Below are 26,520 nucleotides of genomic sequence, written 5' to 3'. Positions count from 1 at the left end.
TCGCATGCGGCGGGTCTGGGGACGCGAACTGGCGGGGTGGGCGGCCGCGCTGGCGCTGGCGCTCGTCGCCGTCGGACACCTCGCCTCCTCGCCGCGCTCGGTCCTGATGTTCGACGACGGGGACTCGCTGATCGTGGCCCTCGTCGGCCGATCGGTCCTGGATGGGGGCGGGGGCGACTGGGCGCTGTCCAGCGTGCTCTTCCTCCCCGAGATCGCGGTGTTCACGGCCCTCGACGCCGTGCTGCCGTTCGACGTGAACGGCGTGCTCGCGGCCAACGGGGTGGTCAACGTCCTCGCGCTCTACGGGGCGATCCGTCTCGCCGCCGGGCGGCGCGTCGAGGGTCGCGCACCGGTCGCCTGGGCGGTCGGCGCCCTCGCCGTGTTCTGTCTCCTCATCGCCACGGAGTCCTCGCCGTCACGAGACGCGCTCGAGCTCGCGTCGCTGATGCTGACGACGACGTACTACTCCGCGACCGTCGTGGCCGTCGTACTGGCCGTCGGCCTGTGTCGGCGGTTCCTCGATCGCCCTGCCGGCACCTTCGCGCTCCCACTCGGACTCGGGGTGGTCGCAGCGGTGGCGACCCTCAGCAATCCGCTGTTCGCCGCCTGGGCCACGGTGCCGCTCTCCCTCGTCCTGGTCGGCCTCTGTCTCACCACGCTCGCTATCCGGCGCCGCGGTCTGGAGCTGATCGCGTCGCTGGTCGGCGGCAGCATCCTGGGCTTCCTCGGTCGCATTCCCTTCTCGGCATGGATCGCGAACTCCGGTGCCGGCTACATCCAACCGGCGGAATGGATCCACTCCGCTGCGTACTACGCCGGCCTCGCGATCGATCGGCTGTCCTCCCCCGGCGGGGTGCTCGGCGCGATGGCCGTGTTGGCGCTGATGGTCCTCGCGGTCGTGCGGTCGGCCCGCTCGTCGGACGCGGGTGACCGCCTGGTGACCACCGCCGCCTGGGCACTCCCGCTCGTCGTGCTCGTCGGCGGCATCGCGGCGGGAACCCACGCGGCGCGGTACCTGCAACCTCTCGCCTTCGCCCCGGTCCTCGCCCTCGTCACCCTGCCGCGCGTCCGGATGCGGCGAGCCACGCTGCCGCGGGTCGTCTCCGCCGTCGTCGCCATCGCCCTTCTCGCCGGCGGCTCCGTGTCCGTACCCCGCATCGTGCAGGCGGCGAGCGCGCCCGACACGGACCTCGCCTGTGTGACGGACTGGGTGGATTCGTCAGGGCGCACCGGTGCCGGACAGTTCTGGACCGTCCGGCTCCCCAAGCTGCACGCGGCCGACCCGGCCCGGCTCGTGCAGGTCGATCATGAGCTCCGCGGCTACGCGTGGCTCGTCGATCGTCGCGACTTCGCGGCGGGGGAGATCTCGTTCCTCATCGAGGATGCGCAGACGGTGGCGTGGAACCTGCCGACCGCTGCGGCCCCGACAGCCGTCATCGCGTGCGGGCGGTATCGCATCCTCGACTACGCGCCGGCGACGCTTCCTCTCGGGCCCGCCCACTCCTGACCGGTGCGCGCCGTCAGCGCGACGGAGGCGGTGCGGTCGTGGTGCCGGCGCGGAAGACGCAGTGCAGGTCCTGCGTGACGCCCGGCTCACCGCGCAGCATCCGGGCGACCTGCTCTCCCGCCGCCCTGCCCTTCTCCACCGCCGGCTGCACGCTCGTGGTGAGGGTGAGATCGCCGAGGCCGTCGAGGGGGATGCCGTCGAAACCCGCGACCGAGAGGTCTTCGGGAACGCGGAGTCCGAGCTCCTCCGCGGCGCGGATCACACCGACGGCCAGCAGGTCGCTCTGCGCGAGCACCGCGGTCGGGCGGGTGTCGGCATCGGTGAGCAGCATCCGCCCGACGAGGATGCCCTCGTCGATGAGGCTGCCCGAGGCCGAGATCGCCGGAGCGTCAGGGAAGACCTCCCGCATGCCGGCCAGGCGGTCGACCGTCACGTCGACGGTGGCGTGGGCCAGACGCTCCGGCGTGATGAGGGTGCGCTCGCGCTCGGCGTCCAGCGAGAGCGTGACGAGCGCGACGTCCCGGTGTCCGAGGTCGCGCACGTGGCGGGCGATCTCGGCGGAGGCGGCGACGTTGTCCAGGGTGATGCGCGGGACGTCGAGCCCCGCGTCCCCCTCGATGACGACGACGGGGAGACCCCGTCCACGCACGATCTCGAGAGACGCGCGGGTACGGCCCGAGCAGCCGATGAGCACCACCGCGTCGACGGGGGCGCTCGCGATGGCCGAGCCGTCCTCGCCGGGCTCGTCGCGCATGAGGAGGATGCCGGCGCTGAGATCGGCCAGGCCGTCGGTGAGGCCGTCCATCATGGCGGTCGTCACGGGGTCGAGGAAGGCCGCGCGCAGGTGCCCCTCGAGGACCACCGCCACGATGCCGCTGCGACCGCGACGGAGGGAGGCGGCGCGCGGGTCGGGCCCCGTGTAGCCGAGGTCGGTCGCGGCGGCGAGCACCCGGTCGCGGGTGGCGGGTGCGACCTTGGCCTTGCCGCTGAAGACGACCGACGCGGTCGAGGTGGCGACCCCCGCCTCGCGAGCCACATCGGCGATCGTGGGCCGGCGCGGCGTCTCCCTGGTCATACTCCGAGGATAGCCCGGTTCGGTCGCGCAATGTCGAATCGATTCGATAGGCTGTCCGCCATGGACACCGCCCTCACCCGCTCGCAGTTCGTGCGCTGGCGCACCGCGATCTTCGCCATCTTCCTCGCCAGCGGACTCTCGATCGCGACCTGGGCGTCCCGCGTGCCGGGGATCAAGGAGGCGCTCGACCTCGACAACGCGCAGGTCGGCCTCATCCTGCTCGGCATGGGCGTCGCGTCCATCCTCGGCATCTCCACGAGCCCTGCCGTGATGGCGCGGACCGGTGCGCGGCGCGGCATGCTCCTGGCGATGCTCACGTTCGCCACGGGCATCGCCCTCGTCGGCCTCGGCGCGACCGTCTTCGGGTCGGTGCCTGTCGTCCTCATCGGCATGGTGCTCTTCGGCTTCGGCAACGGCTGCGTCGACGTCATGATGAACGTCGAGGCCACCGCCATCGAACAGCAGATGGGCCGCACCATCCTGCCGGTCTTCCATGCGTTCTTCAGCTTCGGCACCGTGCTCGGCGCCGGCATCGGCGCCCTCGCCGCTGCCCTCAAGGTCGACGTCGGCACGCACGCGGTGTCGATGGGCGTCCTCATCGCCGTCATCGCCGTCGTCTGCTTCTTCCAGGTGCCCGTGCGGGAGGCCGCTCTCGACCCCGAGGACCACGAGAAGCCCCCGTTCCGTCAGCGGATGCACACCGCGCTCGAGGCCTGGCGCGAGCCGCGCACGTACCTGCTGGGAACCGTCATGCTCGGCATGTCCTTCGCGGAGGGCGGCGCCAACGACTGGATCGCCCTGGGCACCGAGCAGGGACACGGCTTCGCGGAGGGCACAGGGGCCGTCGCCCTGGCGGTCTTCTCCGTCGGCATGACCGTGGTCCGCCTCTTCGGCGGGCCGCTCGTGGACCGCTTCGGCCGGGTGCTGGTGCTGCGCATCCTGGCCGCGACCGCCGCCACCGGAATCCTCCTGTTCATCCTCGCACCCACGCTGCCGCTGGTCCTCGTCGGCGCGGCGCTGTGGGGCATCGGCGCGTCGCTCGGCTTCCCCCTCGGCATGTCGGCCGCGGCGGACGATCCGGCCAAGGCCGCCGCACGGGTGAGCGCGGCCGCGACCATCGGCTATGTGGCGTTCCTCGGCGGCCCGCCGGTGCTCGGGGTCATCAGCGAGCACATCGGACTGCTCAACACGCTCTTCATCCTCGTCGCGCTCGTGGTGCTCTCGGGTCTGTTCTCCGGCGCCGCCCGACCGCTGCGCGCCGAGGAGAAGGCTCCGGCGGTCCCGACCGTCGAGCGCTGACTCAGTCCTCGACCCCGCGGACGAGCGCGGCCGCGTGCGTCCGGCTGCGCGCGCCGAGCTTGGTGAGGACGTTCGAGACGTGCGTCTTCACCGTCGGGATGGAGATCCGCAGGCGCGCGGCGAGCTGGGCGTTCGACCACCCCTGCAGGATCCCGTCGAGGACGTCGCGCTCCCGGGGCGTCAGCTCCGGCAGCGCGAACGTCGTCACCGGCGTGGGCTCCGGAGCGGACGCCGCCACTGCCGCGAGCGCGCGGCGGGTGACCCGCGGGTCCAGCGACCCGTCTCCGACGGCGACGGCGCGCACCGCCTGGACGAGAGTCGGCGCATCGACGGTCTTCAGGAGGAATCCGACCGCTCCCGCCCGGATCGCCGCGAGCACGAGCTCGTCCTCGTCGAAGCTCGTCAGGACGAGCACATCCCCCAGTCCGCGCTCGACGATCTCGCGGGTGGCCGAGACCCCGTCGCGCCCCGGCATGCGCAGATCCATGAGGACGACATCCGGCCGGAGCGCTGCGGCATTGCGCACGGCCACCTCGCCATCCGCGGCCTCCCCGACGACAGTGATGTCGTGCGTCTCCAGCATGATGCGCAGGCCGGCCCTGATCGCGCCGTGGTCGTCGGCGAGCAGCACGGTCGGTGCGGTCATGACCGGCCCCCCACCGGCAGTCGCGCCTCGACCAGCCAGCCGTCGGGTTCCGCACCGGCGCGGAACGTCCCGCCGAGGGCGGTGATGCGCTCCCGCAGCATCTGCAGCCCCCACCCCTCGCCGCCGTGCCCGGCGGTGACGGTCGGCGCGCCGCCCCGCGAGCGCACCGCGACGCGGGCCTGCTCGTCGACCGGGCCGATGGTCACCTCGACCACGGCACCGTTGGCATGGCGGACACAGTTACCCAGGGCCTCGCGCACCACCCGCACGACCGCCTGCTCTCCGCCGCCGCCGAGCGCACCCGGGTGCTCGACGGCGAGGCGCACGTCCAAGCCCGAGCGTCGGGCCTCCGCGGCGAGACCCGCGAGGTCGGCCCATCCCGGGGTCGGCGCGAGCGCCCCGTCGCCGCGGCGCAGCACCCCGATCATGGTGCGCAGGGCTCCGTGCGCGTCCAGCCCGGCATCGCGCACGGCCTGCAGAGCGGCGCGATCGTCCGCCCGCGTCGGGGGCGCTGCGAGCGCCGCCTCCGCCCGGATCGCCATGGCCATCACATGCCCGGCCACCACGTCGTGCAGTTCGCGCGCCATCGCCTCGCGCTCGCGCTGGACGGCCTGCGCCCGGTCCCGGGCGGCGGTCGCTGCGGCGTCCTCCGCCCGCTGACGGTGCAGGTCGGCCAGCTCGTGCGCCTGCGACACCGCCACCGCCCACCAGTAGTCCGTACCGAAGATCGCGCCGAACTGCACCGCGAACAGCACCGCGACCGCGGGAGTCGCCGCCGAGAAGAGCAGGGCGGCGAGGAAGAGGGCGACGGTCGCCACGCCCAGGAGCACGAGAAGCACGCGGCGCCCGCGGGGGCCGGCGAGGAAGGCCGCCGTCCACAGCACGTCCAGCAGCACCACGAGCGTCCCGACGCCGCCGACGGTGAGGAGGTCGGCGACGAAGAGCCCGGCGACGAGCGCGAGCACCGTCCACGGATGACGCCGCTTGCCGAGGGCGAGAGCGCAGGCCGGGATCGCGAGAACCAGCGCCCACCACGGCGAGAAGTCCTCCGGCAGCAGGGAGAACGGTCCCCAGATGCCGTGGAACCCGAGCGCCGCCATGACCGTCGCGAGACCGGCCATGCCCAGCGGGTCCACCCACCACCGGTGCCGCCGGTACCAGGCGGCGGGCCCTCCGTCGGCCGGATCGTGCATGCCCTCATGCAATCACGGCGCGGACGGCGTCGCATCCGACCAAAGGATGAGAGCATCCGGACGACCCCGACTTTCGCCCGATCCGCGCATGCCGAGCCGTCGCAATCGTGGAGGCATGGAACTCTTCGGCGGGCTCCCGCTGCCCCTCTCCCTCGCCGTGCTCGCGCTCATCGACGGCCTGAGCGTCGGGACGCTGCTCATCCCGGTCTTCCTGCTGCTGCATCCCGGCCGGGTGCGCGCCGGACGGATCCTCCTCTATCTCGCGACGATCGCCGTGTTCTATCTCGTGGTCGGCCTCCTCTTCCTCTGGGGCCTGGTGAACCTCGTCGACGTCGCCTCCGCCTTCCTGAGCTCTCCCGCGGGCATGATCACCCGTCTCGTCGTCGGCGCCGCCCTTCTCGTCACCGCTCTCGTGATGCCGACGAAGCCTGCGGAAGCGGCGCCGGTCGGAGCGCGCGGGGCCACCACCGCGGCGACCGGCTCCGGCGACCCGGGCAGCGAACCGCTGTCCGGGTCGATCGCCCCGGCACACCCACCCGTTCCCTCGACCGCCACCGCGACGACCGCACCGCGTCCCGGTCGGATCGCTCGGTGGCGGGAACGCCTGCTCGACCCGCAGACCCGGGGGTTCGCGGTCATGGCCGTCGCCATCGCCGCCGGACTCGTGGAGGTCGCGACGATGCTCCCCTACATCGTGGCGATGACGATGCTCGCGGACGCCGGCGTCGACACGCCGCTCCGGGTGCTCTCCCTCGCCGGGTACTGCGCGCTGATGATCCTCCCGGCGCTCGTGCTCCTCGTGCTGCGACTGGTGGCGGCCCCGCTCGTGCAGCGCCCACTGGAGCGCTTCGCCGCCTGGATGGAGCGGACGGGCGCGGAGAACACGGCCTGGATCATCGGCATCATCGGCTTCCTCATCGCCCGGTCGGCCGCCACCGAGCTGGGACTCTTCGACGCGATCTTCTGACCGCGACCCCGGCGACGACGAAGTAGGCTCGTCGGGTGCGTCTCGTCATCGCCCGCTGCTCGGTCGACTACACCGGCCGACTCAACGCCCACCTTCCGCTCGCCACCCGCCTGCTCGTGCACAAGGGTGACGGGAGTCTGCTCGTGCACTCCGACGGCGGCAGCTACAAGCCGCTGAACTGGATGAGCCCGCCGTGCCTGCTCGCGACCGAGGAACCGGGCGAGGAGGAGGCCGGCGCCGGCGTCGTCGAGGTGTGGCGCGTGACCCACAAGAAGACCGGCGATGCCCTCCGCGTGCAGATCTACGAGGTCATCCACGACTCCAGCCACGAACTCGGGATCGACCCCGGGCTGCAGAAGGACGGCGTCGAGGCCGACCTGCAGCGCCTGCTCGCGGAGCAGGTGGACCGCGTCGCCGAGGGCGCCACCCTGGTCCGTCGCGAGTACCCCACGGCCATCGGCCCGGTCGACCTGCTGGTGCGCGACGCCGACGGCGTGGCGATCGCGGTCGAGGTCAAGCGCCGCGGCGACATCGACGGCGTCGAGCAGCTCACCCGTTACCTCGAGCTCCTGGGACGCGACCCCCACCTCGCCCCGGTGCAGGGCGTGTTCGCCGCTCAGGAGATCAAGCCGCAGGCCCGCGTGCTCGCCGAGGATCGCGGTATCCGCTGCCTCGTGCTCGACTACGACGACATGAAGGGCATCGAGTCGGGCATCCCCCGCCTCTTCTGACCCTCAGCGCGTCGAGACCAGGCGCGGCCGCGGGCCCTCCAGCCGCGCGATCGCGATCTTCACCTCGGTGAGCTCGTGCTCGATCCGGTCGAACTTCGCGTCCTGGATCGCGAACCTCGCGTCCACCGCGGCGAAGCGCGCGTCCATCCGACCGATCATCCAGCCGAATCCGCTGATGATCGCGACGAGAGTCGTCGCGGCCGTCGCCAGCATCGTGATGACTTCCACCGACACGTACATGGCCCCCATTCTCACCCGTGATCCCGCCGCTGTCACGACTCTAGATCGGCGTGAAGGGCCTTCCCGCGTTCGGTGGATGAACCCGTTTCGTGCACACCTGTGCAGGACGGGCGGGCACCCGTTCGCGGACCCTAGGCTGGAGGCATGCCCTCTTCGCCTTACTCGTGTGTGCTCTGGGACGTCGACGGGACCATCGTCGACGCCTCGGTCGGGATCCTGCGTCGCCTGAACATCGCCCTGACGCACTTCGGCCACCCGGCGCCGACGCGCGAGGAGCTCGTGCACTGGATCGGCCCTCCCATGTTCCAGTCGTTCCAGGACCAGGCGGGGATGACGCCGGAGCAGTCGGCCGAGGCGGTGGCGTTCTACCGCACCCTCGGCAAAGCCGACGGGTACACGACCGACGTGCAGACGTATCCGGGCGTCGCCGAGCTGATCCATGACCTGCACGCGGCGGGCGTGCCCCAGGCGACGGCGAGCTCGAAGCCCGAGAATCAGGTCGACGCCCTGGTCGATCACTTCGGACTCCGGCCGTCGTTCCTCACGACCGTGGGCGCCACGCCGGACGAGGCCACGCTCGCGTCCAAGACGGACATCGTGGCCGAGGCGCTGCGACGGCTGCGCGCGCTCGGTGCCGACACCTCCCGCCCGGTCCTCGTGGGCGACCGGCACCACGACGTCGAGGGCGGTCTCGCCAACGGCGTGCCCGTGATCTTCGTCGGCTGGGGCTTCAGCGACCCGCACGAGGGCGACGACGCGGCGTTCCGCGTCACGACCGTCGACGAGCTGCGCGCACTCCTGCTGCCCTGACCGGCTCCAGGGCCATCAGGGAAGACGAAACTCCCCGCCGGGTCAGCGCCTGCGCGTGGATCCGACGGGGAGTTCCCGGTGTTGCTTCCGCCTCAGACGGGGCGGATGTTCTCTGCCTGCAGGCCCTTGGGACCCTGCGCCACATCGAACTCGACCCGCTGGTTCTCTTCGAGAGAGCGGTAGCCGGATGACTGGATGGCGGAGTAGTGCGCGAAGACGTCAGCGCCTCCGTCGTCGGGGGAGATGAAGCCGAAGCCCTTCTCCGAGTTGAACCACTTGACCGTGCCCTGGGTGCTCATGTACTGCCTGTTCTGCTGATGTAGAAGCCGACGCAGGGGTGCACCGACATCGCTAACGCTAGTGGAGGGGACCCCCGGCGGAATAGCCGTTGCGAGAAGGTAATCCAAATGTTGCATGAGCGGATGCGCCCGGAAAATGGTGTGGCCCTCACCGCGGGGGGAGCGATGAGGGCCGAAGACGACCGGAGGGTGCGTCAGGAACAGCCTAACCCCTCCGCGAGCTTCTTGTCCCCCTTTTGGGGGACAAATCTGAAAAAACTTCGTGGCGAGTAGCCGGAGAGCGGCCCTCTCGAGGAGTCCATTGGGGACTGAACTACTCGAGAGGGCCCAATCGCATGCACGGATCGTCCGGCCCGTGGGGAGGGCCTCCGCCTCCTGGGGAGAGGCGTAGACGATCGATCCCCTTGCATGCACTTTCACCATAGGGGAGGACGCGTTCTCCCGCCATGGACCTTGACAGATGCACGGGTAGCCTGAAGCGGTGACCATGCTGAACAAGGACATGACGCTCTGCATCTCGCTGTCGGCACGGCCGAGCAACAACGGCACCCGCTTCCACAATCACCTGTACGAGGCCCTCGATCTGAACTGGATCTACAAGGCCTTCGCCCCGACCGACCTCACGCAGGCCATCGCGGGGGTGCGCGGCCTCGGCATCCGCGGGTGCGCGATCTCGATGCCCTATAAAGAGGACGTCATCGAGCTCGTCGACCGCATGGACCCCTCGGCGCAGGCCATCGACTCCGTCAACACGATCGTGAACGACGACGGCGTGCTCACGGCCCACAACACCGACTATGCGGCGATCGCTCAGCTGATCACGGAGAACGACCTCGACCCGGCGTCGTCGGTCCTCCTCCGGGGTTCGGGCGGCATGGCGAAGGCGACGGCCGCCGCGTTCCGCAACGCCGGCTTCACGGACGTGACCATCGTCGCCCGGAACGAGACGGCGGGCCGCTCCCTCGCCGAGCTGTACGGGTTCGCCTGGCGCGCCGAGGTCGGAGACGCGAGGGCCGACGTGATCGTGAACGTCACCCCGATCGGCATGGCCGGGGGTACGGAGGCCGACGCCCTCGCTTTCCCGGAACAGGCCATCGACGCCGCCGAAGTCGTGTTCGACGTCGTCGCGCTGCCCGCCGAGACGCCGCTCATCGCCGCCGGCCGGGCCGCGGGTAAGACGGTGATCACGGGAGCCGAGGTCGCGACCCGGCAGGCGCTGGAGCAGTTCGTCCTGTACACCGGCATCCGTCCGTCCGCGGAGCAGGTGCGCGCCGCCGAGGAGTTCATGCGCGCCGGAGCGTGACGCGCTGAGCGCGTGTCAGGACGCGCGGCCCTCGGCGAGGTAGCCGAGACGGTGCAGCGTCTCCGCATTCCGCCAGCGGAGCATCGGCGTGGTCAGGAATCGGGGCAGGATCGTCGCCGGGCCCTTGACGGGCTCCTCGTCGATGCGCACCTGGCATCCCGTCGGGGTCGTCCGCGCGCGGATCGTCACCTGCGCCTCTCCCACCGGCCAGCCGCGCGCCCGCATGACCGCACGGTGCGGCGGGTGCCACTCCACCAGTTCGGTGGTGTCGTCCAGGAGCGCGGGCCACGTGCCGACCGAATGGTGCAGCTGGGCCCCGGCCGCGGGCCAGGAGTCGTCCACGTCGCGCATGCGGGAGGCGCCGACCACCCACGCGGGGTAGAGCCAGCCGTTCGCCAGCACGCGGAACACGTCATGGGTGGTGCACGTCAGGTCGCGGGTGTTGGTGGCCATGGTTCCTCCGTTCTGCCCCCATCCTGCGCGCCGCGAACCTCACTCGGGCAGGTGCTTGACATCGGCGACACCGACCGTCCCGGCTAGCACAATCGGTCCGAGGACGCCTCCCCCTTGGGCTGCCGCGCGGGCGCGTGACAGGGTCGGATCATGCTTCAGCGACTGACTTCCCGACTCTCCGACGGTGTCGACGCGGCCCTGCACGAGGACTCGCCGGCGCTGCTCACCCGCGGCTACGACTTCGGCGAGCGCATCTGGCGCCGAGTCCGCCCCGGCGCCCGGTCGGCCCCGATGCGCCTCCTCGGGCACCCGGCGGCCTTCGTCCGCGGTGCCGAGGGTGTGGAGCTGTTCTACGACGAGAGCCGCATCGCCCGTGCCGGCGCCATGCCGGGGATCGTCCGCGAGCCCCTGTTCGGGCACGGTTCCGTGCACGCGCTCGACGGCACCGCCCACCGCCACCGCAAGGCCACCTTCGTCCAAGCCGCGTACGAGGACGCGCAGGTCGAACGGCTCACACCGTTCCTCGAACGGGAATGGGCGGCCGAGCGCGAGGACTGGCGCGCCGGCGGCACCCGCAGCGCCTACGACGCGGCCGTCGGCGCCTTCGGGCGCGCCATGATGCGCTGGGCCGGGCTCCCGGGCACGCCGGCGGCGCAGACCCGCTGGGCCGCGCGCCTCGCGCAGATCGTGGACGGGTTCGGCGCCCCCTACTCCCCCGCCTACGTCGAGGCGTTCGCGAACCGGATCTTCTCGGACCGTCACGCGCGCCGCCTCATCGAAGCCGTCCGCGCCGGCGATCTGGCGGCGCCGGAGGGCACCGCGCTCGCCCTGTGGGCCGGGCATCGCGACGAGAACGGCGAGCTTCTGCCCGCCCAGGTGGCCGGCGTCGAGCTGCAGAACAGCATCCGTCCGATGATCGCCGCCGCGCGGTTCGTGGCCTTCGCCGCGAAGCAGCTGCACGACCACCCCGAGTGGCGTACCCGGATCGCAGCGGAGACGACGGAGCGCGGCGCCCTGGTCGGGGGCACGCTGGCCGTCCTGTTCGCGCAGGAGGTGCGGCGGACCGGACTGTTCGTGCCGATGCTGCCTGGTCGTACCATCGCCGAGGTCGAGATCGACGGCGTCACGGTCCCGGAGGGCGGCCGGGTCGTCCTCGACATCCTCGGCACGAACACCGACGAGCGGTCGTGGTCCCACCCGGAGCGCTTCGCCCCCGAGCGGTTCACCGACGTGGACGACTACGAGGAGATCACGACCTTCGTCCCCCAGGGCGGGGGCGACGTCGCCTCCGGCCACCGCTGCCCCGGCGAGAAGCTCGTCATCGCCGGGCTCTCCGCCGCCGTCGCCGTCCTGAGCGACCCGGAGCTGACGGTGCTCGACGAGGGGCTCCACGTGAATCGCCGCCGCCTGCCCACCAAGCCCACGTCCGGAGCGCGGGTGCGCGCCTCCGGCTCCGGGCGCGGCTGCCCCTTCCACTGAGTCCCGGGGATCGCACGTCGTCCACGGCCTGTCAACCGGGTGGCCATGCTGCGGCGCGCCCGAGAGCGTGGAGGGACGACGGACATCGAGACGTGGAGGACATGATGAAGGCACTCACCTGGCAGGGCAAACGGAACGTGACGGTGGAGGAGGTCGCCGACCCGGTCATCCAGCAGCCGGCGGACGCCATCGTCCGGATCACCTCGTCGGCCATCTGCGGATCCGACCTGCACCTCTACGAGCTCCTGGGGCCGTTCCTCGACCGCGGCGACATCCTCGGGCACGAGCCGATGGGCGTCGTGGTGGAGGTCGGCGCGAACGTCACGAAGCTGAAGCCCGGTGACCGCGTGGTGATCCCCTTCAACATCTCCTGCGGGGTGTGCTTCTTCTGCCTCCGCGGGCTGCAATCGCAGTGCGAGACGACCCAGGTGCGGAAGTACGGCAGCGGCGCAGCTCTCTTCGGCTACACCAAGCTCTACGGCCAGGTCCCCGGCGGGCAGGCCGAATATCTCCGCGTGCCGCTGGCGGACTACAACCACATCCCGGTCGCACCGGACCTGCCGGATGAGCGCTACCTCTTCCTCAGCGACATCCTGCCGACGGCCTGGCAGGGCGTGGAATACGCGCAGCTTCCCGAAGGCGGGACCCTCGCGGTGATGGGCCTCGGCCCCGTCGGGCAGTTCGTCAGCCGGATCGCCCGGCACCGCGGCCACCGCGTCATCGCCGTCGAACCGGTGGCGGAACGACGGGCGATGGCGGAGCGGCACGGCATCGAGACGCTCGACCTCACCGACACGACCGTGGAAGAGATCCGCGACGCGACCGAGGGACGGGGTGCGGATGCCGTGGTGGATGCGGTGGGCCTGGAGGCGCACGGCAATAGCGGTGTGGAGTTCCTGCAGAAGGCGGTCGGCCTGCTGCCCGATCCCGCAGCGCGGCAGATGCTCGACAAGGCCGGGGTGGATCGGCTCGCTGCCGTCTACGCCTCGATCGACGCCGTCCGCCGCGGCGGGACGATCTCGCTGAGCGGTGTGTATGCGGGCGATGCCGACATCCTGCCGATGAAGACCCTCTTCGACAAGCAGATCAGCCTGCGGATGGGCCAGTGCAACGTGAAGAACTGGATCGACGATCTCCTCCCGCTCGTCGAGGACCCGTCGGATCCGCTGGGCGTGATGGATCTGACGACGCATCACGCGGCGCTGGAGGACGCCCCGGAGCTGTACCGGACGTTCCAGGAGAAGAAGGACGGCTGCATCAAGGTCGTACTGCACCCCTCCGCCGCCTGACGGGTCGGTCGAGGGACTCTTCGAGCAACCGCGGTTGACAATCTGCCCGTCAGCAACCTAGGTTGACAGCATGGAGTCCCTCGACATCGCCCGCGCCGCCGCGGACACGACCGATCCGCGTGCCGGGCTGCGCGCCGTGGCCTCGCTGCGGACCCTCGCCGACGCTCTCGAGCTGCGGCAGGTGGAGGCCGCCCTTCGCGCCGGGATGAGCTGGCAGACCATCGCAGACGCCCTCGGCGTCACGCGACAGGCCGCGCACAAGAAGCACAGCCGCCGCATCGACCCGACCATCCCGGTCCCGCGGCGGAACGCATGAGCCGCTTCACGGACGCCGCCGCGGCCATGCACACCCTCTCGCTCGCGGCGATGGAGGAGGCCTCACGCCTCGGACTGCGCGACGCGGACATCGACCACCTGCTGCTCGCGCTCACGATCGACGCCGACACCGGCGGACAGGTGCTCCGACGGGCCGGCGTCCGCCTCGATGCCACCAGGGCCGCTGTCGAGGCGCAGCACGCGGGGCAGCTCCTCGCCATGGGGATCGACGCTCCGGCGGTGGGTCCGGGGCGCATCGTGTTCCATGAGACCGACGGCTACGACTGGACCGAGCGTGCCCTCGCCGTGCTCCGAGCCGCGTCTCAGGGAGGTCGCCGCGGGGACTCCGCCGCCGTGCTTCGTGCCCTGCTCGCAGAACCCAGCGGCCTGATCGCCGCCATCCTCGGTCGGCTCGCCGTGACGGAAGACGACCTCACGGCCCAGCTCGACGAGGTCGAGGGCACCGCGCGCTCCCCTCAGCCGGGCCGAAAGCCGGTGGCCGGGGGGATCACCGGGTCCCGCTCGATGTTCGTGCCGGCCGCGGAATCCGAGGTCCGGGCGGTGCTCGCCGATCCTGAACGGCTCCCGGAGTGGGAGCAGAGCGTCGCCGGCGTCCTCCCCGCCGGGAACGACGGCCCCTGGGAGGCATTCGCCCCGACCACGGCGCCGGACGGACGGCCCCTGCGCCGCAAGCCCGAGTTCCATCGCCTCCGTGTGATGCGGGAGGAGGAGTCCGGGGCGCTCACCTGGCGCTTCGAGTACCCCGACGCGCCCCATGCGAATCCGCGCGCCCTCACGATGGCACTCGAACCGGCCGCGGGCGGGACGCAGCTCCGCGCGACGATGACGTGGGAGGCCAGGCCCCGCGGTCCGGTGCGACGGGCACTGCGGGCACCGCTGCTTCCGCTCTGGCGCGGCCTCGTCTTCATCCAGCTCGCGCAGGTCGAGAGCGGGATCAGCCGCCTCTTCCGCTGAGCGTCGGCTCAGTCGCCCTCGTGCCGCGGACCGACGCCCGGCTCCTTGCTGTGGGTCGACTCGTAGGCGGGCTCCGGCGGGTTCTTCGACGACGGGTCGACGCGGGCCGCGTTTCCGGCCCCGGCGTCCGCACCGGCGCCGCCGGCGGGCACGTCCTGCAGGGCGTCGGGGTCGTCGCCGCCCCGTTCGGCGAGATGTGCCGCGATGCCCTCGCGGGACGGTTCCTCCTCGGACTCGGCGGCGGCGTCTTCCTCCGCGAGCCGCAGAGCCTCCTCCGACAGCAACGGCTCGTCCGGGTACATGAAGGCTTCCGGATTCGACATGACGCGCTCCTCTCGTAGCGGAGACTCCAGAGTGCGTCGGATCCGCGCTGAGGACAAGGCCCGTTGACAGCTCGCCGTCGCCCCGGTATCCCCGGTGGGCGCAGCGGAGGACCGCCACGCCCACCGGGCCGGAGCCCTCAGCTCTTCGCGCCCTTGCGAGGCTTGAGGAACTCGTCCGGGGCGTTCTTCGCGCGCTTCGCCGCCCGCTTCTCCTTGAGCGAGAGCTGCGGCGCCTTCTTTCCTGCGCGACCCGGTGTGGACTTTCCTGACATGGCGCTTCCCCTTTGTGACTGGCTGGCGTAATCCCCGACCATACCCGGAAGCACAGGGAAGTCAAATTTCCCGCTGAACGGGAGAAAAACGCGTGCGGGAATCGCTCAGGAGCCCACTCGGCGAGCGGATGATCCAGCCACTTCTTTTGAATGACTCAAAATAACGTGGTACCGTCGAAGGACAGCAACCGGCCAGGCCGACCGCTCCGCACGCCCCTCACCGGGACGCCGGCGGAGCGCGCGCCACCGCACCACGCGCACCGACCCCGGGGAGACCACCCCGCCGTCCGACGTGCGTCTCGCGAGGGACCCCCGTCCCTCGGCGCGAGCCTGCCCATACGCCCCGAGAGAGGAACACCCATGCCAGAGACACGACCCACCGAGCAGCGCAGGACGGGGTTCACCTCGATGCCGCACGCCCTCGGCCGCGGCGGCCGCGAGGACATCGTCTGGGAGGCGCTCGAGCGGGTGGACGGCAAGCCGGCGCCCGCGATCGGCGTCATGCAGGCGGCGATGGGCACGGAGGCGCAGATCCGCCTGACCGCGGACGTGATCCGCGCCTACCTCGATGCGCACGGCCTTCGGGACACCCGGGAGTGGGCGGCACGCCAGGGCGGTGCCGCATGAGGCGCCGGCTCCGCGCGGAGACCCAGGAACCGGCCGACGCCGTGCTGCGGCTACAGCCGGCGGAGCTCCATGACACGGCACCGTTCGCCCCCGGTGGCGATCGCTTCGTCGCCGAGCTCGCCTCCCCCGGCCTCGGGGCGTGCTCGTTCGTGCTCGGCCCGCAGGGCACGCCCCCGCCCGCGTGGATCGTGCTCGACTACGCCGACGGGCAGCAGCGACGGTGGCGACGCGCGCGGCGCGCGGGCGGTCGGCACTTCTTCACGCTCGCGGAGGACACGGCGAGCGCGGGATACGTCACAACTGTTGCCTGAGGCAACTTTGAGGCGTACCATGGACACATGACCACCGGCGAGGACGTCGCCGGCATCCACCTGGCCCTCGTCCGCGTGGTGTCGGAATGGAGTGAGAGCGACCTGCAACGTCAGGTCGCGGAAGCCGTCGACGTCGCCCTCGATCCGTCCGCCATCCGCGCGCTCTACCTGCTCGGGATGAACGGGGGTGCGATGGGCTTCGGCGACCTGGCCGCGCACGCGACACTGTCGCGGCCGACCACGTCGAAGCTCGTCGCCCGCATGGCGACGCAGGGCGTCGTCGACCCCGTGCGCTCGGGACGCACGGTCGAGGTGCGCCTCACGGGCGCAGGCCGGACGGCCTATGCGCGCCTGGTCGAGGCCGGCCATCGCATGGTCGACGATGCGCTCGCAGGCTGGTCACCGGACGAGATCGATGGATTCCGCCGCCAGCTCGGCCGCTTCGTCACCGCACTGTCCGGCACGCCGCCGGTCGTGTCCATCAAGGAGGAAACCCCATGACCCGCACCTATGTCGTCACCGGATCCGCATCCGGGATCGGCGCCGCCACCGCCGAGCTGCTCCGCTCCCAGGGCCACACCGTCATCGGCGTCGACCTCGCCGGCGTCGAGGTCGACGGAGATCTTTCCACCCACGAGGGGCGTCTGGCCGCGGCGAGCGGCGTGGTCGAGGCGGCCGACGACGGGATCGACGCCGTCATCGCCTGCGCCGGCATCTCGGCTCCGATCTCGAAGACGATGTCCATCAACTTCTTCGGCGTGACCGAGTTCCTGACCGCGCTCCAGCCCACGCTGAGCCTGGCCGACGCACCCCGCGCCGCCGTGGTGTCGTCGATGGCCTCGCTGCAGCCGGTGTCGCCCGAGCTCGTCGACGCCGCCCTCGCCGGCGACGAGGCGCGCGCGATCGAGATCGGCGACCGCCTGGCCGCGACGCCCGAGGCCGGGTTCCTCAACTACTCGTCCAGCAAGCGCGCCCTCTCGCGCTGGGTCCGTCGCGAGAGCGTCACCCCGGCGTGGGCGGGAGCGGGCATCCCGCTGAACGCCGTCGCCCCCGGAACCGTCACCACGGCGATGACGGCCGGCCTGCTCGACTCGCCCGAGGGCCTGGCCATGGTGGACGCCGCCGTGCCGATGCCGCTGAACTACCACCAGCCGGCGTCCTCCATCGCCGAGCTGCTCGTCTGGCTGACCAGCCCGGCCAACACCCACATGGCGGGACAGACGATCTACTGCGACGGCGGGGCCGACGCCGTGCTGCGAGGCGACGACATCTGGTCCTGGAACGACGCACCGCAAGGCTGAGTCCGGCTCTGCTCAGCCGCTGTTCCGGGAGCGCGGGTATCCTGGAGGTGTCTCCGGCACCCGGAGCAGCGGACGAGGGAGCAGTACCCGCACACGACGACTGACTCATGAAGGAGTCCGTCATGATCCGGTCGTTCATCACCCGCACCGACGTGCTGCGCGTGGCGCTGGGGTGGGCCGCGTTCGCCGCCCTGCTGGCCCTGCACCCGCTGCTCGCGCCGCCCGTGCCCGGACCCCTCCTCGTCGTCGCCCTCCTCGTGATCGTCGCCGTCATCCTCGTGTGCGCGTTCGGCGTCGTGAAGCAGGCGGAGGCCCTCGCCCACCGGCTGGGCGATCCCTACGGCTCCCTGGTGCTGACGCTGTCGATCGTGCTCATCGAGGTGATCCTCATCTCGGCCGTCATGCTCGGGCCGGGCGAGCACGCCACGATCGCGCGGGACTCGGTCATGGCCGTGTCGATGATCATCCTCAACCTCGTCATCGGCCTGGCCCTCCTCCTCGGTGGCCTCCGCCATCGGGGGATGGCGCACAACCGCACCGGCACATCCGCGTACCTGTCGATGCTCGTGGTCCTCGTCGCTCTGGCGTTCGGCCTCCCCGGTCTCATCGGTGACAACGGTGCGTACACGATCGGGCAGGAGATCCCGATCATCCTGCTCACCCTCGCTCTCTACGCGTTCTTCCTGTTCCGGCAGATGGGTGCGCAGGCCGACGACTTCACCGAGGTGGACGAGCGACTGCGGTCGGGGGCCCGCGCTTCCGAGGGCACGGCGGCGCCGCGGACCCCCATCCGCGAGGTGCTCGCGGCCCACCGCGTCGAGGTGCTGACCCGCCTCGTGCTCCTCGTCGTCACGGTCGTCCCGATCGTGCTGCTCTCGCACGACATGGCGGCCCTGCTCGACGACGGTCTCGGCCGGCTCGGCGCTCCGGTCGCCCTGGCGGGACTGCTGATCGCGGGCATCGTGTTCCTCCCCGAGTCGATCACCTCGATCCGCGCCGCCCTGAACGGCGAGGCGCAGCGCGTGAACAACCTCTGCCATGGCGCGCTCGTGTCGACGGTCGGCCTCACCATCCCCGCTGTCCTCCTGATCGGCATGCTCACCGGGCAGGAGGTGGTGCTCGCCGAGTCGCCGGCGAACCTCCTCATGCTCGCCGTGACGCTGCTGCTGTCGGTGACGACGTTCGCGGCGAAGCGGGTCACCGCGATGCACGGCGCCGCGCACCTGGTGACCTTCGCCGTCTACGTCCTCATCCTCTTCAGCTGAGCCCCTCAGCGGGTCAGGATGCCGCGCCCGCTCCGCGCAGCGCGCAGCGGAGGTCGCTCGGCGGCACGAAGTCCGCGGTGAGGGACCAGTCGGCCTCCTCGCCGGCGGGGACCTCCACCGTCACCTGACCGGACCCGACGACCGTAGCCGCATCGGTGGTGAAGAACACGGTCACGACGTAGGCGGCATCCTCGTCGGTCGGATTGCCGACCACGCCCTCCGCCGTACCGCCGTCATCCTCCGTGGTGCAGGTCGTGATCTGGGTGCCGGCGCGCACCTCCGGAGCGTCCGGCACATCCTCCGGCACGCTCGTCGCTCCGACGACCCCCTCGTCTTCACCGGGGATCTGCGGCGCCCCTTCCGCGGCCGTGCGCGTCGGGGCCGGATCCTCCGCGGCGGGCGTGCAGCCGCTGAGAAGGAATCCGAGAATCAGGATCGGGGCCGCGAGGCGGGCGATGCTGCGGCGGCGTGTGGACATCATGGGCTCCTCCTTCGACCAGGAGCGGCCCGTGGCGGGCGATCACCCGCCACGGGCCGCCTCTCGGTCAGCGCTGTTCCTGCTCTTCCTCTCGCCGTCGCATCCGCGTGAGGCCCAGGCCCAGTCCGGCGAGGACCATCACCCCGCCCAGCAGCAGGCCGCCGGCGGCGAGCGTGCCACCCGTGACCGCGAGTCCGGTCGGCGGCGTCGGCACCACGCGGGTGACCGTCTGCGAGGTCGGCGGATCGATCGGCCCTGCCGGCGTGTTGCCGGTCACGGTCGCGACGTTGCGCACCTCACCGCGACGCACGTCCGCGGCGTCGATCGTGTGCGGAGGCACCGTGCACGTCATCTGCTCCCCGGAGGCGAGGCTCGTCGCCGGGCAGGTGACCGCACCGGCCGTGGGATCCGACACGACGATGTCGGAGACCGTCTGCGCCCCGGTGTTGGTGACGATGATCGTCCACTCCACCCGGTCGCCGAGGTCGATGAGCCGGTTGGCGTTCACGTCGACGGTCGTCGCCCGCTTCTCGATCGCGAGGGAGTTGGTCCCGTCGAACGGCACCTCCACGGTCGAGGGCGGTGACACCGGCGGTTCACCCGAGGGCGGCGTGCCGGTGGCCGTCGCGGTGTTGGTCAGCCGTCCGGAGTCCACGTCCGCTTGTGTGGTCGTGTAGGTCGCCGCGCAGGTCACCGTTTGGCCCGGAATGATGCGGGCGGCGTCGTCCGGGCAGGTGATCGCCGACAGCTCGCCCTCACCGGAGAAGTCCGTGTCGTCCACCGCCACGTCCGCCAGGGTGACATTTCCCGTGTTGGTCACGACGAAGGAGTACTCCAGAGTCTCCCCCACGGTCGTCATCACGGCCGGGGTCGCCGACTTCACGATGCTGAGGCCCGGAGTCGACAGCGCGGGGACGCGCGCCTCGGACGGCGGCGACACCGGGGGCTGCAGGTCCCCGGGCGGCACACCGGTGGCGGTCGCGGAGTTCGTCACCTGGCCGGCGTCGATGTCCTCCTGCGTCAGCACATACGTCGCCGTGCAGATGAGCTGGGCACCGGGGGCCATCGACGCGGTCCCGGGCGGGCAGTCGATCGCCGACAGCGGACCCGTCCCGGAGAAGTCGCCCTCGGTGGTCGTGACGTCCGTCAGCGTGACATTGCCGGTGTTGGTCACCACGAAGGAGTAGGTGATGTCCTGGCCCACGACGTAGGCCGCTGCCGTGTCCGGGCTGGCCGACTTCACCACGGCGATCGCCGGGTTCCGGTCACCGGGCAGTTCCACCGTCGACGGAGGCGTGAGCGGCGGCTCGCTGGTCGGCGGACCCGTCGGCGGCTCTCCCGTCGCGACGGCCGTGTTCGTGAGCTGCCCTGCATCGACATCCGCCTGGGTGACCACGTACGGCGCCGTGCAGGTCACGGTCGCACCGGGGGCCAGCGAGGCGGCCGCGGCCGGACACGTGATGACCGGCGCGGTTCCCGTCCCGGAGAACGACACCTCGTCCACGCCGACGTCCGTCATCGTGACGTTGCCCGTGTTGGTGATGAGGAACGAGTACGTGATCGTCTGCCCTGCGGCGCTGATGCGCGTGAGGTCCGCGGTCTTCGCGACCGTGAGGGCCGGCAACCCCTCCGAGGGCACCTCGACCGTCGACGGCGGCGAGACGGGCGGCTGCCCCGACGGCGGTGTCCCCGTGCCGGCGGCGGTGTTCGTGACGCCACCCGCATCGACGTCGGCCTGGGTCACGACGTACGGCGCGGTACACGTCACCTCCGCTCCCGGAGCGAGCGACTCCGCTCCCGCGGGACAGGTCACCACCGGAGCCGTGCCGGTGCCGGTGAAGGAGACCTCGTCCACACCCACGTCCGTCAGCGTGACGTTGCCCGTGTTGGTGAGGAGGAAGGAGTACGTGATCGTCTGGCCCGCCGCGGTGATCTCGGTGCGGTCGGCCGTCTTCGCCACGGTCAGCGCGGGTGCCGGGTCGCCGGGGACCAGCACGGTCGAGGGTGGTGACACGGGGGGTTCGCCCGAGGGCGGCGTGCCGGTCACGGTCGCGGTGTTCGTCACCCCGCCGCCGTCGAGGTCGGCCTGCGTGACCACGTACGGCGCGGTGCAGGTGACCTGAGCACCCGGCGCGAGCGACGCGGCCCCCGCCGGGCACGTCACGACCGGAGCCGTGCCGGTGCCGGTGAAGCCCGTCTCCTCGACCGTCACGTCGGCGATCGTCACGTTACCCGTGTTGGTGACGAGGAACGAGTACGTGATCGTCTGACCCGCTGCGGTGATCGTCGACCGGTCGGACGACTTCACGACCGACAGGCCCGGCGACGGCTCCGACGGCACCTCGACCTCGGAAGGCGGCGACACCGGCGGCTCCCCCGACGGGGGAGTACCGGTCGTGGTCGCGGTGTTCGTCACACCACCCGCATCCACGTCGGCTTGCGTGACGACGTACTCCGCCGTGCAGGTCACCTCGTCCCCGGGAGCGAGCGACGCCACCGCGGCCGGGCACTCGATGACCGGCGGGGTCCCGCTGCCGGTGAACGAGGCCTCCGTCACCTCGACGTCCGTCAGAGTGACGTTGCCGGTGTTCGCGACGAGGAAGGAATAGGTGATCGTCTGGCCGGCGGCCGTGATCTCGGTCCGGTCCGCCGTCTTCGACACCGACAGGCCCGGCGACGGCTCCGACGGCACCTCGACCTCGGAAGGCGGCGACACCGGCGGCTCCCCGGACGGCGGCGTGCCCGTCACGGTCGCGGTGTTGGTGACTCCACCCGCGTCGATGTCCGCCTGCGTGACGACGTACTCCGCCGTACACGTCACCTGCGCACCGGGAATCATCGTGGCGGCACCCGCAGGACAGGTCACCACCGGAGCAGGACCCGTACCGGTGAAGGTGCCCTCCTCCACCGTGACGTCGCGCACCGTGACATTCCCGGTGTTCGTCACCAGGAACGAGTAGGTGATCGTCTGTCCCGCTGCCGTGATCTCCGTCCGGTCAGCGGTCTTCTCCACGGTCAGCGCCGGGGCCGGGTCACCGGGGATCTCCACCGTCGTCGGCGGCGACACCGGTGGCGTCCCCGACGGCGGTGTGCCCGTCGCCGTCGCCGTGTTCGACAACTGCCCGGCGTCGATGTCGGCCTGCGTCAGCGTGTACGTAGCGGTGCACTCGACCTGCGCCCCCGGTGCGAGCGATGCGGCCCCCGCCGGACACGAGATCGCCGACACCTCTCCCGAGCCCGTGAACGCGGTCTCGTCCACCGTCACGTCGGTGAGGGTCACGTTGCCCGTGTTCGTCACGACGAACGTGTAGGTGATCTCCGTCCCCACCGTGTAGCCGGCAGCCGTGGAGGGGTCGGCCGACTTCACGACGGTGATGCCCGGCGTCTCGATCGACGGCACCTCGACCTCCGACGGCGGCGACACCGGCGGCTCGAGGGTTCCGGGCGGGTCGCCCGTCACGGTGGCGGTGTTCGTCACGCCGCCTGCATCGATGTCGGCCTGCGTCACCTCGTAGGTCGCGGTGCACGTCACCTGACCTCCGGGTTCGAGGGACGCGGCCGCTGCGGGGCAGGTGACGACGGGAGTCGCACCGGTACCCGAGAACGACACCTCGTCCACGGTCACGTCCGCGATCGTCACGTTGCCCGTGTTCGTCACGAGGAACGAGTAGGTGATGACGTCCCCCGCGGCGGTGATCTCCGTCCGGTCAGCCGTCTTCGCGACCGTGAGGGCGGGCGCGCCGGGCACCGTGACGATCGCCGTGGAGGGTGCGGACACCGGCGGCTCGAGGTCGCGCGGCGGCGTGCCCGCCGCGGTGGCGGTGTTGGTCACCTGACCCGCGTCGACATCCGCCTGCGTCGCCTCATAGGACGCGGTGCAGGTCACCTGGGCGCCCGGAGCGAGTGTCGCCGCGGCGGCCGGGCAGCTGATCTCCGGCGCCGTGCCCGTGCCGGAGAACGCGGTCTCGGTCACGGTGATGTCGGTGAGGGTCACGTTGCCCGTGTTGGTCACGAGGAAGGCGTAGTCGACGGTCGCCCCGGCGGCGGTGATCGACGTCGGATCGGCCGTCTTGACGAGGGTGATCGCGGGCGTCTCGTCCGCGGGGACCACCACGGTCGAGGGCGGTGACACCGGTGGTTCGCCCGTGGGCGGCTCCCCGGTCACGGTCGCGGTGTTGGTCACCCCGCCCGCGTCGATGTCGGCCTGGGTCACCACGTAGGGTGCGGTGCACGTCACCTGCGCGCCCGGGGCCAGGGAGGCGGCGGCCGCGGGGCAGGTGACGACGGGGGCGGTTCCCGTTCCGGTGAACGACGTCTCCGTCACGCCGACGTCGGCGATCGTCACGTTCCCCGTGTTCGTGATGAGGAACGAGTAGGTGATCGTCTGTCCGGCCGCGGTGATCTCCGTGCGGTCCGCCGTCTTCGCCACCGTGAGCGCCGGGGCGGAGGTGACGGGGATCTCGACCGTGGACGGCGAGGACACCGGTGCCGTACCGGTCGGCGGCGTGCCCGTCGCGGTGGCCGTGTTCGTGAGCGCCGAGGTGTTGTAGTCCGCGGCCGTCACGGTGTAGCTCGCGGTGCAGGTGACCTCGGCCCCCGGCACGAGGGAGGCGGCGCCGGCGGGGCAGGTCACGTCGAGGGCTCCGGTGCCGGAGAAGGACTCCTCGTCGATGCCGACGTTCGTCAGGGTGACGTTCCCGGTGTTGGTGACGAGGAAGGAGTAGTCGATCGTCTGCCCGGCGCCGGTGATCGCGGTCGTCTCGGAGCTCTTCTCCAGCGAGATCGCCGGAGCCGGGTCCACCGGCACGCGCACGGTCGAGGGCGGAGACACCGGAGGCGTCAGCGACCCGGGCGGCACACCGGTGGCGGTCGCCGTGTTGCTGACCGATCCCCCGTCCACGTCCGTCTGCGTCAGGGTGTAGCTCGCACGACAAGTCGTCTGCGCACCCGGGGCGAGGGGGGCGACCGGGCACTCGATCGTCGACAGGGAGCCGGAACCCGTGAACGCCGTCTCGTTCACCGCGATGTTCGAGACGGTCACGTTGCCCGTGTTGGTGACGATGAACGAGTAGTCGATCACCTGTCCGACCGTGAAGTCGTCCGGTCCGGACGGGGTCGCCGACTTCACGACCGTGAGCGCCGGGGTGCGGGTCGTGGTGACCGTCGCGGTGCTCGGGTTGCTCTCCACGCCGGTGTTGGCCTCGGAGGTTCCGGTCGCGAGCGCGGTGTTCGTCACCGTGCCCGCGTCGATGTCCGCCTGCGTCAACGTGTACGCCGCCGTACAGGTCGTGTTCTGCCCCACGGCGAGCGTCGTCGCCGCACAGTTCACCGCCCCGAGCGTCCCCGTGCCGCTGAACGCGGACTCGCGGATACCGAGCCCCGAGACGGCGACGTTGCCGGTGTTCGAGACCGCGAACGAATAGGTCACCGTGTCCCCCGCCGCGCTGGCGGTGGTCGGCGTGACCGTCTTCGTCAACGCCAGAGAGGGCGCCGGAGCCGTGATCGTGACGGCGTAGTCCTCCACCTCACCCGGACCGCCCGTCCCCGTCGGGGTCGCCGCGGTCAACCCTGTCCCGCTCTGGATGCGGAATCGGGCGAACGTCTGCCCGCCCACCGTCTGCGAGGCGATGCCGGACCAGTTCAGCGTCACCGACGAGCCGTCCGCCGTGCCCGCCGGGACCGTCGCGGTGGCACCCTCGTTCGCATCGAACACGCCGTTGCGGTTGAAGTCGATCCAGCCGACCAGGGTCGCCGGCACACCCGGCACCTTGTTCGACGCCAACACCGACACCGAATAGGTGTTCGTCACGCTGGCCATGATCGGCCCGAACGACGCCACCCCCGTCTCGTCGTTGATGGTCTGGTTCGGGGCCGTGCCGCCGACCACGTTGTCGCCCGTCGCGTTCGCGCTGTACTGCATCGCCGTCTCGGCATCGGCCGACCACCCCAGATACGTCGCCGCATTCAGCTCATGGGAGACCGAGCCGTAACTGGCCGGCGCATCGCCGAAGTCGTCGGGAATCGTCGTACAGGAGGGGTTGAAGCCGTCGATGCCCTCGCCACCGCTCTGCGCGCGGTAACCGCGCACGACGATGTCGCTCGTCCCGGTCGTGTCCCCCGGACCACAGCGAGGAGTCGGCGTATCGAGACCGCCGTTGGTGTTGAAGTTCTCACCCGCGGTGAGGACGGTGGGGGTCGCCGCGAGGTTGATCCGCAGCTCCCCCGCGGCCGTGAAGGTCATCGGGCGGCACGTGATCTGCACGGAGGATGGCCATCGAACGCCCTGGCCGACGAAGGTCGTGCCGGTGATGCGATGCGCGAAGGTGTTCGCCGGACACGTCGCGGTGGACACATTCCCGCGGCTCTGATCGTAGACCGGCCCATCGATCCAGGTGGGGTTCACCGTTCCCGTCACGACGCCCGTGTTGCTCACCGTGATGGTCGAACACTGCAGCGCGAATCGAGTGAGGATGGCGTTCGCTCCGGACGGTGCCTCCGCGGTCCTGTTCTCCGTCCGGACGCCGGTGAGTACCGAGTTCGCCGGGCACTCCGTCGGTGCCGTCAGGTCCTTGTCCGTACCGACGATCGGACCCTCGTAGGAGACGCCGAGGTACAGCTGCGCCGGGTCGCCCGGGGCCGCCGTCGCCGGGAGCACGGGCGCGACGAGCGATCCCAGCACGAGGGCGAGCATGGTCGCCACCGCCCACGGGCGCCGCGGCGACAGCAGACGCCGTCGCGTTCTCCGGTCCTTCTTCTCTTCGCGCTCGGAATTCGTGTGCAGAGAGAACTGCATGAACACTCCCCTGTTCCGTGCCCAGTCCACCCACCCCTCCGAACTGGGATACGGCTGAGAGTAGGGCGGCGCTTGAGGGAACTCCAGGCCACCTTTCGTCGCTAAAGGATGAGGACTTTGGTCACTGACCGGGAGAGGAAGGCGACTCGAGTCGACGGCGCAGGGCCGTCGCGCGTTCCTCGAGTTCCGCACGGATCTCGTGGGCGGCGAGGGAGCCGCCGGAGAGGAAACCGGCCTCCAGCGCCTCCCGCCACCGGCGGTTCACCTCGTCCAGCTCACGGGTGAGGCGCTCCCTCTCCTCGGCCGGTTGAGTCGCCAGAGAAGGAGGAGGGAGAGAAGGAACCCTGCTCCCCCCGTCGCGATCATCACCCACGCGAACCCGGTCGTCTCGTCCAGAATGCCGAAGCCGTACCAGAGGAGCAGCAACGTCGTCAGAGCCAGGGCGCCGGGGAAGACGATGCGGACGACGATCAGTCCGACGGTGTGCATCCAGGGGCTCATGCGGGAGACCGTTCGTGGGTGTTCGCGGGGAAACAGAAAGAGCCGGTCAGACTCTGACCGACTCTTTC

27 protein-coding genes are annotated in these 26,520 nt (G+C 71.2%); 15 read left to right on the top strand and 12 right to left on the bottom strand.

Features of this window, described 5'->3' with window-relative positions; all coding sequences use genetic code 11:
• Positions 1 to 4 precede the first annotated feature (4 nt).
• A complete protein-coding gene (locus KZC57_RS10285; RefSeq protein WP_247641668.1) occupies positions 5 to 1,507 on the top strand; it encodes a hypothetical protein in 1,503 nt (500 codons plus the stop codon).
• Between the two features lie 13 nt (positions 1,508 to 1,520).
• Here the strand turns inward: KZC57_RS10285 and KZC57_RS10280 are convergent, their stop codons facing one another.
• Positions 1,521 to 2,582, bottom strand: coding sequence for a LacI family DNA-binding transcriptional regulator (locus KZC57_RS10280; protein ID WP_060922029.1), 1,062 nt, complete (start codon positions 2,580 to 2,582; stop codon positions 1,521 to 1,523).
• Positions 2,583 to 2,642: 60 nt separating this feature from the next.
• Between KZC57_RS10280 and KZC57_RS10275 the strand changes: the two genes are divergently transcribed.
• Entirely contained in the window at positions 2,643 to 3,881 is a 1,239-nt protein-coding gene (locus tag KZC57_RS10275; RefSeq protein WP_105948973.1) for an MFS transporter, read from the top strand.
• A 1-nt stretch (position 3,882) separates the two neighbouring features.
• Here the strand turns inward: KZC57_RS10275 and KZC57_RS10270 are convergent, their stop codons facing one another.
• Both KZC57_RS10270 and KZC57_RS10265 read right to left on the bottom strand, forming a co-directional pair.
• Positions 3,883 to 4,527 carry a response regulator transcription factor gene (locus tag KZC57_RS10270; RefSeq protein ID WP_247641667.1) on the bottom strand — a complete coding sequence of 215 codons (645 nt, stop codon included), beginning with the start codon at positions 4,525 to 4,527 and terminating at the stop codon, positions 3,883 to 3,885.
• Positions 4,524 to 5,720: a sensor histidine kinase gene (locus KZC57_RS10265; protein WP_247641666.1), complete on the bottom strand. Its 1,197-nt coding sequence runs from the start codon at positions 5,718 to 5,720 to the stop codon at positions 4,524 to 4,526. The genes KZC57_RS10270 and KZC57_RS10265 overlap by 4 nt, the downstream gene beginning before the upstream one ends.
• A 115-nt stretch (positions 5,721 to 5,835) precedes the next feature.
• Between KZC57_RS10265 and KZC57_RS10260 the strand changes: the two genes are divergently transcribed.
• Together KZC57_RS10260 and nucS are read left to right on the top strand one after the other, a co-directional pair.
• Positions 5,836 to 6,687: a GAP family protein gene (locus KZC57_RS10260; protein WP_247641665.1), complete on the top strand. Its 852-nt coding sequence runs from the start codon at positions 5,836 to 5,838 to the stop codon at positions 6,685 to 6,687.
• A 35-nt stretch (positions 6,688 to 6,722) separates the two neighbouring features.
• Positions 6,723 to 7,418 (top strand): endonuclease NucS, encoded by a 696-nt coding sequence (nucS, locus tag KZC57_RS10255; protein ID WP_247641664.1) that lies wholly within the window; start codon positions 6,723 to 6,725, stop codon positions 7,416 to 7,418.
• 3 nt (positions 7,419 to 7,421) lie between these two features.
• Here the strand turns inward: nucS and KZC57_RS10250 are convergent, their stop codons facing one another.
• Positions 7,422 to 7,658, bottom strand: a complete 237-nt coding sequence (locus KZC57_RS10250; RefSeq protein ID WP_060923429.1) for a hypothetical protein — start codon at positions 7,656 to 7,658, stop codon at positions 7,422 to 7,424.
• A 144-nt stretch (positions 7,659 to 7,802) separates the two neighbouring features.
• Here KZC57_RS10250 and KZC57_RS10245 point away from each other — a divergent pair, with 144 nt between their 5' ends.
• Positions 7,803 to 8,468, top strand: coding sequence for an HAD hydrolase-like protein (locus KZC57_RS10245; RefSeq protein WP_060923430.1), 666 nt, complete (start codon positions 7,803 to 7,805; stop codon positions 8,466 to 8,468).
• 92 nt (positions 8,469 to 8,560) lie between these two features.
• Here the strand turns inward: KZC57_RS10245 and KZC57_RS10240 are convergent, their stop codons facing one another.
• A complete protein-coding gene (locus KZC57_RS10240) occupies positions 8,561 to 8,767 on the bottom strand; it encodes a cold-shock protein (RefSeq protein WP_017203899.1) in 207 nt (68 codons plus the stop codon).
• A 481-nt stretch (positions 8,768 to 9,248) separates the two neighbouring features.
• Here KZC57_RS10240 and KZC57_RS10235 point away from each other — a divergent pair, with 481 nt between their 5' ends.
• Positions 9,249 to 10,070 (top strand): shikimate 5-dehydrogenase, encoded by an 822-nt coding sequence (locus KZC57_RS10235; RefSeq protein WP_174521460.1) that lies wholly within the window; start codon positions 9,249 to 9,251, stop codon positions 10,068 to 10,070.
• A gap of 15 nt (positions 10,071 to 10,085) precedes the next feature.
• Here the strand turns inward: KZC57_RS10235 and KZC57_RS10230 are convergent, their stop codons facing one another.
• A complete protein-coding gene (locus KZC57_RS10230) occupies positions 10,086 to 10,523 on the bottom strand; it encodes an SRPBCC family protein (protein WP_060923431.1) in 438 nt (145 codons plus the stop codon).
• A 150-nt stretch (positions 10,524 to 10,673) separates the two neighbouring features.
• Here KZC57_RS10230 and KZC57_RS10225 point away from each other — a divergent pair, with 150 nt between their 5' ends.
• From KZC57_RS10225 to KZC57_RS10210, 4 genes are all read left to right on the top strand, one after another.
• A complete protein-coding gene (locus KZC57_RS10225) occupies positions 10,674 to 12,002 on the top strand; it encodes a cytochrome P450 (protein ID WP_247641663.1) in 1,329 nt (442 codons plus the stop codon).
• A 104-nt stretch (positions 12,003 to 12,106) separates the two neighbouring features.
• Positions 12,107 to 13,291: a zinc-dependent alcohol dehydrogenase gene (locus KZC57_RS10220; RefSeq protein ID WP_247642179.1), complete on the top strand. Its 1,185-nt coding sequence runs from the start codon at positions 12,107 to 12,109 to the stop codon at positions 13,289 to 13,291.
• Between the two features lie 70 nt (positions 13,292 to 13,361).
• Positions 13,362 to 13,607 (top strand): hypothetical protein, encoded by a 246-nt coding sequence (locus KZC57_RS10215; RefSeq protein WP_060923316.1) that lies wholly within the window; start codon positions 13,362 to 13,364, stop codon positions 13,605 to 13,607.
• Complete coding sequence (locus KZC57_RS10210) at positions 13,604 to 14,581, top strand: SRPBCC family protein (protein WP_247641662.1); 978 nt, start codon at positions 13,604 to 13,606, stop codon at positions 14,579 to 14,581. The genes KZC57_RS10215 and KZC57_RS10210 overlap by 4 nt, the downstream gene beginning before the upstream one ends.
• Positions 14,582 to 14,589: 8 nt before the next feature.
• Here KZC57_RS10210 and KZC57_RS10205 read toward each other — a convergent pair whose 3' ends face one another.
• Positions 14,590 to 14,904, bottom strand: a complete 315-nt coding sequence (locus KZC57_RS10205) for a hypothetical protein (protein ID WP_105948965.1) — start codon at positions 14,902 to 14,904, stop codon at positions 14,590 to 14,592.
• A 137-nt stretch (positions 14,905 to 15,041) separates the two neighbouring features.
• Positions 15,042 to 15,176: a hypothetical protein gene (locus KZC57_RS16420; protein WP_255218720.1), complete on the bottom strand. Its 135-nt coding sequence runs from the start codon at positions 15,174 to 15,176 to the stop codon at positions 15,042 to 15,044.
• A gap of 360 nt (positions 15,177 to 15,536) precedes the next feature.
• On the opposite strand from KZC57_RS16420, the gene KZC57_RS10200 reads away from it, so the two are divergent.
• The 5 genes from KZC57_RS10200 (at position 15,537) to KZC57_RS10180 (ending at position 18,680) form a co-directional block, all read left to right on the top strand.
• Positions 15,537 to 15,803 (top strand): hypothetical protein, encoded by a 267-nt coding sequence (locus KZC57_RS10200; protein WP_060923313.1) that lies wholly within the window; start codon positions 15,537 to 15,539, stop codon positions 15,801 to 15,803.
• A complete protein-coding gene (locus tag KZC57_RS10195; RefSeq protein WP_060923312.1) occupies positions 15,800 to 16,114 on the top strand; it encodes a hypothetical protein in 315 nt (104 codons plus the stop codon). Before KZC57_RS10200 ends, KZC57_RS10195 begins: the two co-directional genes overlap by 4 nt.
• Positions 16,115 to 16,141: 27 nt before the next feature.
• Positions 16,142 to 16,615 (top strand): MarR family winged helix-turn-helix transcriptional regulator, encoded by a 474-nt coding sequence (locus KZC57_RS10190; RefSeq protein ID WP_247641661.1) that lies wholly within the window; start codon positions 16,142 to 16,144, stop codon positions 16,613 to 16,615.
• Positions 16,612 to 17,415 (top strand): SDR family oxidoreductase, encoded by an 804-nt coding sequence (locus KZC57_RS10185; RefSeq protein ID WP_247641660.1) that lies wholly within the window; start codon positions 16,612 to 16,614, stop codon positions 17,413 to 17,415. The genes KZC57_RS10190 and KZC57_RS10185 overlap by 4 nt, the downstream gene beginning before the upstream one ends.
• Before the next feature lie 122 nt (positions 17,416 to 17,537).
• A complete protein-coding gene (locus tag KZC57_RS10180; protein WP_247641659.1) occupies positions 17,538 to 18,680 on the top strand; it encodes a calcium:proton antiporter in 1,143 nt (380 codons plus the stop codon).
• Positions 18,681 to 18,693: 13 nt separating this feature from the next.
• Here KZC57_RS10180 and KZC57_RS10175 read toward each other — a convergent pair whose 3' ends face one another.
• From KZC57_RS10175 to KZC57_RS10160, 4 genes are all read right to left on the bottom strand, one after another.
• Positions 18,694 to 19,161: a hypothetical protein gene (locus tag KZC57_RS10175; protein WP_060923308.1), complete on the bottom strand. Its 468-nt coding sequence runs from the start codon at positions 19,159 to 19,161 to the stop codon at positions 18,694 to 18,696.
• A 64-nt stretch (positions 19,162 to 19,225) separates the two neighbouring features.
• On the bottom strand, positions 19,226 to 25,951 hold the full coding sequence (locus tag KZC57_RS10170) for a GEVED domain-containing protein (RefSeq protein ID WP_247641658.1): 6,726 nt from the start codon (positions 25,949 to 25,951) through the stop codon (positions 19,226 to 19,228).
• Positions 25,952 to 26,072: 121 nt separating this feature from the next.
• Positions 26,073 to 26,216, bottom strand: coding sequence for a hypothetical protein (locus KZC57_RS10165; RefSeq protein WP_247641657.1), 144 nt, complete (start codon positions 26,214 to 26,216; stop codon positions 26,073 to 26,075).
• Positions 26,213 to 26,452: a hypothetical protein gene (locus tag KZC57_RS10160; RefSeq protein WP_247641656.1), complete on the bottom strand. Its 240-nt coding sequence runs from the start codon at positions 26,450 to 26,452 to the stop codon at positions 26,213 to 26,215. Before KZC57_RS10160 ends, KZC57_RS10165 begins: the two co-directional genes overlap by 4 nt.
• Between the last annotated feature and the right edge of the window lie 68 nt (positions 26,453 to 26,520).

The organism is Microbacterium sp. KSW4-4, from assembly GCF_023091185.1.
GTDB classification, from domain to species: domain Bacteria; phylum Actinomycetota; class Actinomycetes; order Actinomycetales; family Microbacteriaceae; genus Microbacterium; species Microbacterium paraoxydans.
Note: the sequence above shows the minus strand (reverse complement) of the source record. Positions and strands in the feature narration are given on the sequence as shown.